General features: G+C 74.1%; 1 protein-coding gene. It reads left to right on the forward strand.

Annotated features, from left to right (window positions below):
- Complete coding sequence (locus HNR22_RS31090) at window positions 1–15,624, forward strand: type I polyketide synthase (protein WP_179778576.1); 15,624 nt, start codon at window positions 1–3, stop codon at window positions 15,622–15,624.
- Window positions 15,625–15,645 lie beyond the last annotated feature (21 nt).

Consider the following 15,645-nt stretch of genomic DNA (forward strand, 5'->3'; position numbering starts at 1 on the left):
ATGGCGAACGACGAGAAGCTGCTCGACCACCTCAAGTGGATGACCGCCGAGCTGCGACGCAGCAAGCGGCGGCTCGAAGAGGTGGAGACGGCGGCCGGCGAGCCCGTCGCGATCGTCGCGATGACCTGCCGCTACCCCGGCCGGGTCAGCACGCCGGAGCAGCTCTGGGAGCTGGTCGTCGCCGGCGGAGACGCGATCGGTGACTTTCCCGACGACCGTGGGTGGGACGTCGACGGGCTCTACGACCCCGACCCGGACGCCAAGGGCAAGAGCTACGCCCGCGAGGGTGGGTTCCTCGCCGAGGCGGCCGACTTCGACCCGGCGCTGTTCGGCATCTCGCCGCGCGAGGCCCTGGCCATGGACCCGCAGCAGCGCCTGCTGCTGGAGACCGCCTGGGAGGCGTTCGAGCGGGCCGGTATCCCCAGCGACAGCGTGCGCGGCAGCCGGACCGGCGTGTTCGTCGGGATCAGCGGCCGCGACTACGACACCCTGCTGCAGCGGCACACCCAGGACGGCATCGAGGGCTACCGGCTGACCGGCAGCGCGGCCAGCGTGCTCTCCGGGCGGATCGCGTACCAGTTCGGCCTGGAGGGGCCGGCGGTCACCATCGACACCGCCTGCTCGGCCTCACTGGTCGCGCTGCATCTGGCGGTCCAGTCGCTGCGGCAGCAGGAGTGCTCCCTCGCCCTCGCCGGTGGCGCCACAGTGCTCGCCACCCCGGAGGCGTTCGTCGAGTTCAGCCGTCAGCGTGGCCTCGCCCCGGACGGCCGCTGCAAGCCGTTCGCCGCCGCGGCCGACGGCACCGGCTGGTCCGAGGGTGCCGCACTGCTCCTGCTGGAGCGGCTCTCCGACGCCCGCCGCAACGGCCACCCGGTGCTCGCCGTCATCCGGGGCACCGCGGTCAACCAGGACGGCGCCTCCAACGGTCTCACCGCCCCCAACGGGCCCGCCCAGCAGCGCGTCATCCGGGCCGCGCTCGCCAACGCCCGACTCACCGCGGCCGACGTCGACCTGGTGGAGGCACACGGCACCGGCACCCGCCTCGGCGACCCGATCGAGGCGCAGGCGCTGCTCGCCACGTACGGCCAGAGCCGTCCGGACGGCGAACCGCTCTGGCTCGGCTCGCTCAAGTCCAACCTCGGCCACACCCAGGCCGCGGCCGGTGTCGGTGGCGTGATGAAGACGGTGCTCGCCCTGCGGGCCGGCGTCATGCCGCGCACCCTGCACGTCGACGAGCCCACCCCGCACGTGGACTGGACGGCCGGCAACGTCCAGCTGCTCACCGCCGAGCGCCCGTGGGCGCCGGGGGAGCGACCACGTCGTGCGGCGGTCTCCGCGTTCGGCATCAGCGGCACCAACGCCCACGCGATCATCGAGGAGGCCCCGCCGGCGGACGCCCCGGCGACGCCAGCGCCGGCCGGCACCGACCCGGTCTGGGTGCTCAGCGGCCACACCCCGGAGGCGTTGCGGGCCCAGGCCGCCCGTCTGAGCGCCTTCGCGGCCACCGCCACGGCGAGCCACGCCGACATCGCCTACTCGCTCGCCGCGACCCGCTCGCCGCTGCCGGTCCGGGCCGTGGTCGCCGGCGCCGACCTGCCGGGTGCCCTGGCGGCCCTGGCCGACGGCGTCGCCACCGCCGGGGCCGTCACCGGCTCGGTACAGGACGGCCGCACCGCGTTCCTGTTCTCCGGTCAGGGCTCCCAGCGTCAGGGCATGGGGCTTGAGCTAGCCGTGCGCTTCCCGGCGTACGCGGAAGCACTCGACCTGGTCTGCGCGGAGCTGGACCCACACCTCGACCGTCCGCTGCGCGAGGTGATCGCCGACGGGGTGGACCTGGAACAGACGGCCTACACGCAGGCCGCCCTGTTCGCGGTGGAGGTCGCCCTGTTCCGGCTGGTGGAGTCGTTCGGGGTCACGCCGGACTATCTGGTGGGGCACTCGATCGGGGAGATCGCCGCCGCCCACGTCGCCGGCGTGCTGTCCCTCGCCGACGCCGCGACGCTGGTGGCGGCGCGGGGCCGACTGATGCAGGCGCTGCCGGCCGGTGGGGTGATGGTGGCGGTACGGGCGACCGAGGCCGAGGTGCTGCCGCTGCTGTCCGAGGGCGTGGACATCGCCGCGGTCAACGGTCCCCGGTCGCTGGTGCTGTCCGGTGCCGCCGACGCGGTGGCGGCGGTCGTCGCCCACTTCGAGAAGTCCAAGCCGCTGACGGTCAGTCACGCGTTCCACTCGGCGTTGATGGAGCCGATGCTGGCCGAGTTCGCGCAGGTGGCGAGCACCCTGACCCACCACGCGCCGGTGATCCCGGTCGTCTCCAACCTCACTGGACAGCTCGCCGGCACGCAGGACGCCGACTACTGGGTCCGGCACGTGCGCGACGCGGTCCGGTTCGCCGACGGCATCGCCTGGCTGCGGGGCCGCGGCGTCACCCGGTTCCTGGAGATCGGCCCGGACGGCGTCCTCACCGCGATGGCACGGGAGAGCGACGACACCGAAGCCGCCTACCTGCCCCTGCTGCGCCGGGACCGTCCCGAGGTGACCTCCCTGATCACCGGGCTGGCCGAGGCATTTGTGCGGGGCGCCGCGGTGGACTGGACCGTGCTGGCCACCGGCGGCAGCCGCGTCGACCTGCCCACCTACGCGTTCCAGCAGCAGCGGTACTGGCCCGCCACCGGCGCCGCGCCGGCCGGGGACACCCGGGGGCTCGGCCTCACCGGTGTCGACCACCCGCTGCTCGGTGCCTCCGTCTCCCTGGCCGGCGCCGACGAACACCTCTTCACCGGCCACTGGTCCGCCGCCGGGCACCCGTGGCTCGCCGACCACCAGGTCGCCGGGGACCTCGTCGTCCCCGGCACCGCCCAGCTCGAGGCGGTCCTCGCGGCCGGTGCCGAGATCGGCTGCGAGACGGTCGAGGACCTGGTCCTGGCCACCCCGCTCGTGCTGCCGCCCACTGGCGTGCAGGTGCAGGTCCGAATCGGTGCCCCGGACGCCGACGGGCGCCGCAGCGTCAGCGTCCACAGCGGTGACGGCGAGACGTGGACCGTGCACGCCTCCGGCACCCTCGCCGTCACCGGCAGCGCGGCGCCCGCCCCGGCCGAGTGGCCGCCGCCGGGCGCCGAACCCGTCGACCTCACCGACCTATATCCCGCGCTGGTCGAACGCGGCCTCGCCTACGGGCCCGCGTTCCGTGGCCTGGAAGCGGTCTGGCGCGGCCCGCTGGGGGAGACGTTCGCCGAGGTACGCGCCCCCGAGAGCATCGACGCCACAGGCTTCGGGCTGCACCCCGCGCTCCTCGACGCCGCCCTGCACGCCCTCGGCTGCACGGGCACCGGCGACGAACCGGCCGCCGTCCCGTTCGCCTGGAACGGCGTCACAGTGCACGCGGTCGGCGCCGACACGATCCGGGTTCGGCTGCGCGGCACCGAGACCGTCGCCCTGGACGTCTGGGACACCACGGGGCAGCCGGTCGCCACTGTCGGTTCCCTGGTGCTCCGCCCGTACGCCCCGCCCACCGCGAAGGCACTCCCGGTCGCCGACGCCCTGCACCGCCTCGCGTGGGCGCCGGTCACCGCAGCCGCCACCGCCACCGCCCCGACGCAGATCTGGCGACCGCCGACCACCGGCGACGACCTCCTGACGACGACGCACTCCGCGACCGCCGTCACGCTCGACCTGCTCCAGCGGTTCCTGCGCGACACCACCGACCCGGGCAACCGCCTCGCCGTGGTCACCTCCGGTGCGGTGGCGACCTCGCCCGACGAGGACGTTCCCGACCTGGCCGGGGCGGCGGTCTGGGGCCTGGTCCGCACCGCCCAGACCGAGAACCCGGACCGCTTCGTCCTGGTGGACCTGGACGGCCACGACGACGACACGGCTCTCGCCGCCGCGCTCGCCACCGGGGAACCGCAGATCGCCACCCGCAACGGCACCCTGTTCGCCCCCCGCCTGGCCCGCGCCGCGACCGGCCCCGCCCTGATCCCGCCGGCCGGCGTCCCCTGGCGACTCGACGTCCCGGTGAAGGGCACACTGGACAACCTCACGCTGGTCTCGTGCCCCGAGGTCGACGAACCGCTCGGCCCGGGCCAGGTCCGGATCGCCGTCCGCGCCACCGGCCTCAACTTCCGCGACGTCCTGATCGCCCTGGACATGTACCCCGATGTCGCCCAGCTCGGCAGCGAGGGCGCCGGTGTCGTCACCGCCATCGGCCCCGGCGTCGACGGGGTGCGGGTCGGCGACGCGGTGATGGGCATGTTCTACGGCGCGTTCGGCCCGGTCACCGTCACCGACCACCGGCTGATCACGCCGATCCCGGCCGACTGGACGTTCGAGCAGGCCGCCGCCGTGCCGATCGTCTTCCTCACCGCCTACTACGCCCTGGTCGACCTGACCGGCCTGCGTGCCGGGGAGTCGCTGCTGGTGCACGCCGCCACCGGTGGTGTCGGCATGGCCGCCGTGCAGCTGGCCCACCATCTCGGCGCCACCGTCTACGGCACGGCCAGCCCGGCGAAGTGGGACACGCTGCGCGGTCTTGGCGTCGCCGGCGACCGGATCGCCTCGTCCCGGACCACCGGGTTCGAGGAGAGGTTCCGCGCCGCGACCGGCGACCACGGGGTCGACGTGGTGCTCAACTCGCTCACCGGCGAACACGTCGACGCCTCGCTGCGGCTGCTGGCCAGCGGCGGCCGGTTCGCCGAGATGGGTAAGAACGACGTCCGCGACCCCGCCGCGATCACGGCCGCGTACGGCGTCAGCTATCAGGCCTTCGACACCATCGAGGCCGGACCGGACCGGATCCAGCAGATGTTGCGCGCCCTGGTCGAACTCTTCGAGGCCGGAGCACTGCGACCGCTGCCGGTGACCACCTGGGACGTCCGCTCGGCCGGTGCCGCGTTCCGGCACGTCAGCCAGGCCGCCCACGTCGGCAAGGTGGTCCTCACCGTCCCGCCCGTCCTGGACCCGGATGGTGTCGTCCTGCTCACCGGCGGCACCGGCGCGATCGGCGCAGCCGTCGCCCGGCACCTGGTCACCACCCACGGCGCCCGGCACCTGGTGCTGGCCGGCCGCCGTGGCCCGGACGCGCCCGGCGCCGCCGACCTCGCTGACGAACTGCGCGGGCTGGGCGCGAGGGTGACAGTGGCCGCCTGCGACATCGCCGACCGCAGCGCCGCAGCGGCCCTGGTCGCGGCCAGCACCACGGACCGGCCGCTGACCGCTGTCGTCCACCTGGCCGGCGTCCTCGACGACGGGGTGCTCGACGCGATGACACCCGACCGGCTGGCCGGCGTGCTGCGCCCCAAGGCCGACGCCGCCTGGCACCTGCACGACCTCACCAGGGATCAGCCACTCGCCGCGTTCGTGCTCTTCTCGTCGCTGTCCGGGCTGCTCGGCGCGGCGGGCCAGGGCAACTACGCGGCCGCGAACGCGTTCCTGGACGGGCTCGCCGCGCACCGGCGCGCCCAGGGCCAGCCGGCGATTTCGCTCGCCTGGGGCCCCTGGACCGCCACGACCAGCATGGCCGGGCGGCTGGACGACACCGACGCGCGGCGGATGGACCGCACCGGTGTGCTCGGCTTCAGCACCGCCGAGGGACTGGCGTTGCTCGACGCGGCGCTCGGCATCGACGAGTCGTTGAGCGTCCCGGTGCGGCTGGCTCGTACGGTCGCGGCCGGCACCACCCCGCCGCCGCTGCTCCGCGGTCTGGTCCGCGGCGCCACCCGCCCGGCCGGCACCGCCGGGCCGGCCGACGCGGCGACCGCGCTGCGCCGTCGCCTGGCCGCCGCCCCCGCCGAGGTCGAACGGATCCTCCTGGAGATCGTCGTGGCGGACGTCGCGGCGGTCCTCGGGCACGACCCGTCCGGCATCGTCGCTGGTCGTGCCTTCAAGGAACTCGGGTTCGACTCGCTGACCGCCGTCGAACTCCGCAACCGGCTCGGCGCGGCGACCGGGCTCCGGCTGTCCGCGACCCTCGCCTTCGACCATCCGAGCCCGCTGGCGCTCGTCGCCCACCTGCGCGACGAACTGCTCGGCGGCGCGATCCCGCAGGCACCGCAACCGTCTGCCGAGGTCGCCGGGGACGACGACCCGATCGCGATCGTCGCGATGGCCTGCCGCTACCCGGGTGGCATCAGCACCCCGGAGGAGTTGTGGCGGCTGGTCGCCGACGGCGCCGAGGGCATCACCGCCGTCCCGACGGACCGTGGGTGGCGGGCCGACCTCTTCGACGCCGGACGGGACGGCGGCTCGGCCACCGACCGTGGGGGCTTCCTGCACGACGCCGCCGACTTCGACGCGGACTTCTTCGGCATCTCGCCCCGCGAGGCACTGGCGATGGACCCACAGCAGCGGCTGCTGCTGGAATCCACCTGGGAGGCCCTGGAACGCGCCGGCATCGACCCGGAGACGGTCCGCGGCGAGCCGGTCGGCGTTTTCGTCGGCGCCTCGGCCCAGGGTTACGACACCCTGCTCCATGGCCGCGACGCCAGCGCCGGCTACCTGCTCACCGGCACCGCCGCCAGCGTCATCTCCGGCCGGCTCGCGTACACGTTCGGTTTTGAGGGCCCGGCCGTCACTGTGGACACGGCCTGCTCGGCGTCGCTGGTCGCGCTGCACCTGGCGATCCGGGCGATCCGCAACGGCGAGTGCGCGATGGCCGTCGCCGGCGGCGCCGTGGTGATGGCCACGCCTACCATGTTCCTGGAGTTCTCCCGACAGGGCGGGCTCGCCGCCGACGGGCGCTGCAAGGCGTTCGGGGCGGGCGCCGACGGCACCGGCTGGTCCGAGGGCGTCGGTGTGCTGCTGGTCGAGCGGCTGTCCACAGCGGTCCGGCGCGGTCACCCGGTGCTCGCGCTGGTCCGTGGCACGGCCGTCAACCAGGACGGCGCGTCGAACGGTCTGACCGCCCCGAACGGTCCCGCCCAGCAGCGGGTGATCCGGGCCGCGCTGGCCGACGCCGGTCTGTCCACTGCCGACGTCGACGTGGTGGAGGCCCACGGCACCGGCACGGTGCTGGGCGATCCGATCGAGGCGCAGGCGCTGCTCGCCACGTACGGCCAGGGCCGCGCCGCCGACCGGCCGTTGTGGCTGGGCTCGATCAAGTCGAACCTGGGTCACGCGCAGGCCGCCGCCGGGGTCGGCGGCATCATCAAGATGGTCATGGCGATGCGGGCCGGACTGATGCCCCGCACCCTGCACGCGGACGAGCCGACCACGCACGTCGACTGGTCGTCGGGTTCGGTCGCCCTGCTCACCGAGGCCCGCGAGTGGACGGGAGACGGGCGTCCGCGCCGGTCGGCGGTCTCCTCGTTCGGTGTCTCCGGCACCAACGCGCACGTCATCCTCGAAGCCGCGCCCGAACCGGACCCGGTCCGCGACAGTGAGCGGGCGGACGCCGCCGACGACGTACCGCTGGTGCTCACCGCCCGCAGCCCGGAGGCGTTGACCGCGCGGGCCGCCCGGCTGCTGACCGACGGTGACCTGGACCTGGCCGATGTCGCGCACACTCTCGCCGGCCGGGCCCGGTTCCCGCACCGGGCGGTGGCGTTCGGCCGGGCCGCGCTGGATGCCCTCGCCGCCGGTCAGACGGCCCCCGCCCTGGTCACCGGCACATCGGTGACCGGCCGGACGGCGTTCGTGTTCTCCGGTCAGGGGTCGCAGCGACCGGGCATGGGTCTGGAGTTGGCGTCGTCGTTCCCGGTGTTCGCCGAGGCGTTCGACGCGGCCTGCGCGGAGCTGGACCGCCACCTCGAAAGGCCGATCCGCGAGGTGATCGCCGAGGGCGACGACCTGGATCAGACCGTCTACACGCAGGCGGCGTTGTTCGCGGTCGAGGTCGCGCTGTTCCGGCTGGTCGAGTCGTTCGGTGTGACTCCGGATTACCTGGTGGGTCATTCGATCGGGGAGATCGCCGCCGCGCACGTGTCCGGGGTGCTGTCCCTGTCCGACGCGGCGAAGCTGGTCGCCGCCCGTGGTCGGTTGATGCAGGCGTTGCCGTCGGGTGGCGTCATGGTCGCGGTACGGGCCACCGAAGCGGAGGTGTTGCCGCTGCTGACTGGCGGGGTGTCGGTCGCGGCGGTGAACGGTCCGCGTTCGGTGGTGCTGTCCGGCACGGACGGCGAGGTTGCCGCCGTTGCCGCCCACTTTGAGAAGTCGAAGCGTCTGCGGGTCAGTCACGCGTTCCACTCGGTGCTGATGGAGCCGATGCTCGCCGAGTTCGCTCAGGTAGCGGCAAGGTTGGTCTACGCGCAGCCCCGGATCCCGGTGGTGTCCAACGTGACCGGACAGATCGCCGAAAGGCAGGACGCCGACTACTGGGTGCGGCACGTCCGGGAAGCCGTGCGGTTCGCCGACGGCATCGCCACCCTGGAAGCCGAAGGTGTCACCACGTTCGTGGAGATCGGCCCCGACGGGGTCCTCTCCGCGATGGGCGCGGACTGTGTCACCGATGCGGTGTTCGTACCCGTGCAACGCGCCGACCGCGACCAACCGACCACGCTGCTCACCGCCCTGGCACAGGCCTTCGTGCGCGGCGTCGCGGTCGACTGGACGCCGTGCCTGAGCGGCGGACGTCTCATCGACCTGCCCACCTACGCCTTCCAGCGCCGCCGCTACTGGCCGGCCACCGCCGTCGGCGAGGCCGGCACCGGCGGGCACCCGCTGCTCGGCGCGATGGTCCCACTGGCCGGCAGCGACGACGAGCGGGTGCACACCGGCCACTGGACCACCGGTTCGGTGCCCTGGCTGGCCGACCACCGCATCGCCGGATCGGTCGTCGTGCCCGGCACCGCGCTGCTCGAACTGGTCCTCGCCGCCGGCACCGAGGCCGGCTGCGAGCACGTCGACGACCTCGTCCTCTCCGCTCCCGTGGTGGCCGGCGAACGCGGCGTGCAGCTCCAGGTCCGGGTCGGCCCGACGGACAACGCCGGCCGCCGTCCGGTCGCGGTGCACGCCACCACCGACGGCGTACGGTGGGCGGCACACGCCACCGGTACGGTCAGCCCCGCCACCCTGCCGGCCCCGGTTACCGGCGAGTGGCCTCCGCCCGGCGCGACCCCGCTCGACGTCGGCGACCTCTACCCCGACCTGGCCGACCGCGGCCTCGACTACGGTCCCGTCTTCCGTGGGCTGCGCGCGGCCTGGCGTGCCACCGACGGAACGCTGCACGCCGACCTCGCCCTCGACGGTGACGCCGACGGGTACGCGGCGCACCCGGCGCTGCTGGACGCCGCCCTGCACGTCCTCGGCCTGACCGGCGACGCCGGCCGGGACGCCAAGGTCCCGTTCTCGTGGACCGGCGTCACCCAGCACGGTCAGACCGGCAGCGCGGCCCGGGCCCGACTGACCGTGACCGCGACGGACACCGTCCGGATCGAGCTGGCCGACGACCTCGGCCGGCCCACTGTCACAGTGGAATCCCTGCTGCTCCGGCCGTACGCCCCGCCCTCGGTGCTGCACACGCTGACGTGGTCGCCGATCCCGGTGCCCGTGGAGTCGACCACGCACGACCTGACCGTGCTGCGCGTCCCGCAGGTCCCGGGCGACCAGGCCGCTGCCGCGCACACGCTGACCGTGCAGGCCCTCGCCGCCGCGCAGGCCATCCTCGCGCAGGACGACACCCGTCTGCTCGTGCTCACCACCGGCGCGGTGGCGGCGACCCCGGACGACGCCGTCCCGAACCCGGCCGGCGCCGCGGTCTGGGGCCTGATCCGCAGCGCCCAGTCCGAGCACCCGGGCCGCTTCCTGCTGGCCGACGCCGAACCCGGCGACGACCTGGACGACGCCCGGCTCGCGGCCATCACCGCCGCCGGCGAGGATCAGGTCGCGGTACGCGGGGGCGCTGTCCTCGTACCTCGGCTCGTTCCTCATCGCGCGACCGGCGACGGCCCGGCCTTCGGCGCCGGAACCGTCCTGGTCACGGGTGCCCTGGGCGCCCTGGGCGGGATCGTCACCCGGCACCTGGTGACCCGGCACGGCAGCACCGACCTGATCCTGCTCGGCCGCCGTGGCATCGACACTCCCGGTGCCGCCGAGCTGGTCGCCGACCTGAGCGCACTCGGCGCCACCGCGACAGTGGTGGCCGCCGACGCGGCCGACCGGGACGCCCTCGCGGCCGTCCTCGCCGAAGCACCCGACCTGACCGCTGTCGTGCACGTCGCCGGGGTCCTCGACGACGGCACTGTCGACGGCCTCACTCCGGACCGCGTCGCCGCCGTCCTGCGCCCCAAGGTCGACGCCGCCTGGCACCTGCACGAACTCACCCGGGACCGCAACCTCTCCGCGTTCGTGCTGTTCTCCTCCGCGGCCGGGGTCTTCGGCGGGCCGGGGCAGGGCAACTACGCGGCGGCCAACGCCTTCCTCGACGCCCTCGCGGCGCACCGCCGCTGCGCCGGACTGGCCGCCACCTCACTGGCCTGGGGACCATGGGCGGACGGCATGGCGGCCGGTCTCGCCCCGGCCGAACTGGACCGGATGGCCCGCTCCGGTGTGCTGCCACTGACGACCGACGTGGCGCTCACCGCGCTGGACCAGGCCTGCGCCGACAGTCAGGCCCTTCTCGTACCGGTCCGGCTCGACCCGTCGGCGACCCCGTCGCACGTTCCCGGCGTGCTGCGCGGCATGATCCGCGCGATCCCCCGGCAGCGCGCGGGCCGCGCGTCCGGCGACGAGGCCCTGGTGCGCCGGCTCGCCGGTCTGGCGCCGGCGGCGCGCCGGGACCAGCTGCTCGATCTGGTACGCACCCACGTGGCCGGAGTGCTCGGCCACGGCTCCGGGCGGGCAGTCGTCGCCGACCGCCCGTTCAGCGAGTTCGGCTTCGACTCCCTCGCCGCCGTCGAGCTGCGCAACGGGTTGAACGCCGCGACCGGGTTGCGACTGGCCGCCACCCTGGTCTTCGACTACCCGACCCCAGTGGCCCTGGCCGAGCACCTGAACACCGCTCTCGGCGGCGGCGACGAGAGTCCCACCGCCGGTGTGACCAGGGCGGTCACGGCCGACGAACCGATCGCCATCGTCGGTATGGCGTGCCGCTACCCGGGCGGTGTGACCACGCCGGAGGACCTGTGGCGGCTGGTCGACGCGGGCGCTGACGCGATCGGGGAGTTCCCCCCTGACCGGGGCTGGGATGTAGGGGTGTTGTTCGATCCCGATCCTGACAATCCTGGGACCACGTACACCAAGGAGGGCGGTTTCCTCTACGACGCGGGCGACTTCGACGCGGGATTCTTCGGGATCTCACCACGGGAGGCTCTCGCCATGGATCCGCAGCAGCGGCTGCTGTTGGAAACCTCCTGGGAGGCGTTCGAGCGGGCCGGGATCGACCCGGCGGTCGTACGGGGAGCGCAGGTGGGTGTGTTCGCTGGGGTGATGTACCACGACTACGTCAGCCGTCTCGGGGCGGCTGACGGAGTCGAGGGTCTGCTGGGCGTCGGCAACGCCGGCAGTGTCGTCTCCGGCCGGGTGGCGTACACCTTCGGCCTGGAGGGCCCGGCGGTCACAGTGGACACCGCGTGCTCGTCCTCCCTCGTCGCACTGCACCTCGCGGTGCGGGCGTTGCGCAACGGCGAGTGCGCCATGGCCCTGGCCGGCGGTGTGACAGTGATGGCCACCCCGGGTACGTTCGTCGACTTCTCCCGGCAGCGGGGCCTGGCACCGGACGGCCGGTGCAAGTCCTTCTCCGACGACGCCGACGGGACCGGCTGGGCCGAGGGCGCCGGCGTGCTGCTGGTGGAGCGACTCTCCGACGCGCTGCGCAACGGTCACCGCGTGCTCGCCGTCGTGCGGGGCACCGCGGTCAACCAGGACGGCGCGTCGAACGGCCTGACCGCCCCGAACGGGCCGTCGCAGCAACGCGTGATCCGGGCCGCCCTCGCGGATGCCGGCCTGAGCACCGCCGACGTCGACGCGGTCGAGGCGCACGGCACCGGCACCCGACTGGGTGACCCGATCGAGGCGCAGGCACTGCTGGCCACCTACGGCCAGGGCCGGCCCACCGACGAGCCGCTGTGGCTGGGCTCGATCAAGTCGAACATCGGCCACACCCAGGCCGCCGCGGGTGTCGCCGGGATCATCAAGATGATCGAGGCGATGCGGCACGACACCATGCCGCGGACCGTCCACGTCGAGCGGCCCAGCGGGCACGTCGACTGGTCGGCCGGTGCGGTGGAGCTGCTCGTGGACGCGCGGCCGTGGCCGGCGGGGGAGCGCCCGCGGCGGGCCGGTGTGTCGTCGTTCGGAGTCTCCGGCACCAACGCGCACGTGATCATCGAGGAGCCGCCGGTCGCACCGGTGGTCGAGTCGGTGGTGAGCGAGCCGGGTGTGCCGTGGTTGTTGTCCGGGCGCAGCCCGAAGGCGGTCGCAGGTCAGGCGCAGCGGCTCGTCGAGTGGGGCGGCGCCGCCGGGGAGGTCGCGTACTCGCTGGCGGTGTCGCGTGCGGCGTTCGACCACCGGGCGGTCGTGCTCGGTCCGGAGCACCGCAGCGGGCTCGCGGTCCTGGCCGACGGGTTGCCGTCCAGCACGGTGATCTCCGGTTCGGCCCACCCGGACTCGGGTGTGGTGTTCGTCTTCCCCGGTCAGGGTTCGCAGTGGGTCGGCATGGCCGTGGAGATGTTGGATGCGGAGCCGGTGTTCGCGGCGCGGATCGCGGAGTGCGCGGCGGCCCTGGACCCGTTCGTGGACTGGAACCTCCTCGACGTGTTGCGCTCCAACGACCCGTTGGAGCGGGTGGATGCGGTGCAGCCGGTGTTGTGGGCGGTGCACGTGTCCCTGGCGGAGGTGTGGCGGGCCAGGGGCGTCGTCCCGGACGCGGTGATTGGTCATTCGCAGGGGGAGATCGCTGCGGCGTGTGTGGCCGGGGTGCTGTCGCTCAGCGACGCGGCGAAGGTGGTGGCGTTGCGGAGCAAGGCTCTGCTGTCGATCGCGGGCACTGGTGGGATGGTGTCGGTCAACGCCGGCGTGGACGTGGTCACCCCGTTGTTGACCGACGGCGTGAGCATCGCGGTGGTCAACGGTCCGACCAGCGTCGCCGTCGCCGGTGCCGACCTGGATGCGTTCCTGGCCGCTGCCGAGGCGGCCGGGGTGCGGGCGAAGCGGGTGAAGGTCGACTACGCCTCGCACTGCGCTCTGGTGGAGCCGGTGGAGGCGGAGTTGGCCCGCCTGCTCGACGGTGTGCGACCGCAGCCCGGTGCGGTGCCGGTGTTCTCCACGGTGGAGGGCGGCGGGGAGATGGACGCCGGCTACTGGTATCGCAATCTGCGTCAGCCGGTGCGCCTGGATCTGGCGATCGAAGCGGCCTATGCGGCGGGGCATCGGATCTTCATCGAGGTCTCCGCTCACCCGGTGTTGACCGGTGCGATCGCCGACACCGCCGACGTGGCCACGGTGGGCACGTTGCGTCGTGGTGAGGGCGGGCCCGAGCAGCTGGTCCGGTCGTTGGCCGAGGCGTGGGTGCAGGGCGCACCCGTCGACTGGACCACCGTCATCCCGGCCACCCGGACCGTCGACCTGCCCACCTACCCGTTCCAGCACCAGCGTTTCTGGCCGGTCGGCGATGCGCCAGTGCCGGTCGTGGACCCGATGGACAGCGAGTTCTGGCAGGCCGTGGAGAACGGCGACCTCACCCCACTCGGCATCACCGACGACGGCACCGACCTGCTGCCCGCCCTGACCGCCTGGCGGCGTACCCGCAAGGAACGCGGTACCACCGACACCTGGCGCTACACCGTCGGATGGACCGCCCTGCCCGAGCCGACCGACGCGTTGCTCACCGGCACCTGGCTGCTGCTCACCACCCCCACCGCGCGGACGGAGACCACATTCGCCACCGCCGCGATCGAGCAGGCCGGCGGCACCGCCGTCGTCGTCGAGGTCGACCCGGCGACGACCGACCGGGCCACCCTGACCGCACAACTGAGCGCGGCGAACGGCCCGGAACCCGCCGTCTCCGGTGTGCTGTCCCTGCTGGCGGTCGCCCCGGACACCCACGGCGCCGTCCCGCCGTGCCTGACCGCGACCGTGCTGCTGATTCAGGCCCTGGCCGACGCCGGGATCCCCGGCCGGCTCCGGATCGTCACCCGCGGCGCGGTCACCGTCACCGCCACCGACGAGCCGCCGCTGACCGGGCCCGCCCAGGTCTGGGCCACCGGCCGGGTGTTCGGCCTGGAGCAGCCGGACCGCTGGGGCGCGCTGATCGACCTGCCGGCCCGGCTCGACAACGCCGCGCTCACCCGCTTCCAGGCCGCCGTCGCCGGCATCGACGACGAGGACCAGATCGCGGTACGCGACAACGGCGTCCACGCTCGACGCCTGCGCCCCGCCCCCCTCAGCGGCCCGGCACCGACGACCGGTTGGACTCCGACCGGCACCACCCTGATCACCGGCGGCACCGGCGCCATCGGCGCGCACGTGGCCCGCTGGTTGGCCGGACGCGGCGCCGAGCACCTGGTGCTCACCAGCCGCCGAGGCCCGGACGCCCCCGGCGCCGGTGACCTGCGCGTCGAGTTGGAACAGCTCGGCGCCCGGGTGACCATCGCCGCCTGCGACACGGCCGACCGCGACGGGCTCAGCGGCCTGCTCGACGGCATCGACAACCTCACCGCCGTCTTCCACGCCGCCGGTGTCGCCCGCTCGGCGTCGCTCGCCGACACCGGCCTGGACGAGTTCGCCGACGTGGTCGACGGCAAGGCGGCAGGCGCCGCGCTGCTCGACGACCTCGTCGGAGACGTGAGCGCGTTCGTCCTGTTCTCCTCCAACTCCGGTGTCTGGGGCGGTGGCGGGCAGGGTGCGTACGCGGCGGCCAACGCGTACCTCGACGCGCTCGCGGCCCGGCGCCGGGCCCGCGGCCTGCGCGCCACCTCGATCGCCTGGGGAGTGTGGGACGGCGGCGGCATGTCCGACGCCGCGATCGTCGAGCAGCTGCGCCGACGCGGCCTCGCCGCGATGGCACCCGACCTGGCCATCGCCGCCATGGCCCGGACCCTCGACCACGACGAGACCTTCGTCGCCATCGCCGACGTCGACTGGCAGCGGTTCGCGCCCGCCTACGAGTCGGCCCGACCCCGGCCGCTGCTGCACGACCTGCCGCAGGTGCGCCGGATCCGCGAGGCCGACCAGGCCGCCATCAGCGGCCAGGGGGCGTCCGCCCTCTACACCCGACTGCGCGACCTGTCCCGCGGCGAGCGGCACCGGGCCCTGCTCCAGACGGTACGGGCGGAGGCCGCCGCCGTCCTCGGCCACCCGTCGGCCGAGTTCGTCGAGCCGGAGCGGGCGTTCCGGGAGCTGGGCTTCGACTCGGCGACCGCGATCGAGATGCGCAACCGGCTCAACGCGAGCACCGGCCTGCGGCTCAGCACCACCCTCATCTTCGACTACCCCAACGCCCTGGTCCTCGCCGAGCACCTGCACGACGAGCTGTTCGGACCGGACGAGCTCGACGACGACGCCCGCATCCGGCAGGCGCTCGCCGAGATATCCCCGGCCCGGTTGCGGGCCGCCGGGTTGCTGGACGCCCTGCTGCGCCTCGCCGACGGCACCGGTGACGACGCCGAACCAACCGCCGAGGAGCCGGACGGCACCGACCTCGACGGACTGGATGAGGACGACCTCATCCGGCTGGCACTCGATTCCTCTCGCTGAACCACCGACGTGCGGAGCTCA

Source organism: Micromonospora jinlongensis, from assembly GCF_013410645.1.
Lineage (GTDB): Bacteria > Actinomycetota > Actinomycetes > Mycobacteriales > Micromonosporaceae > Micromonospora > Micromonospora zamorensis.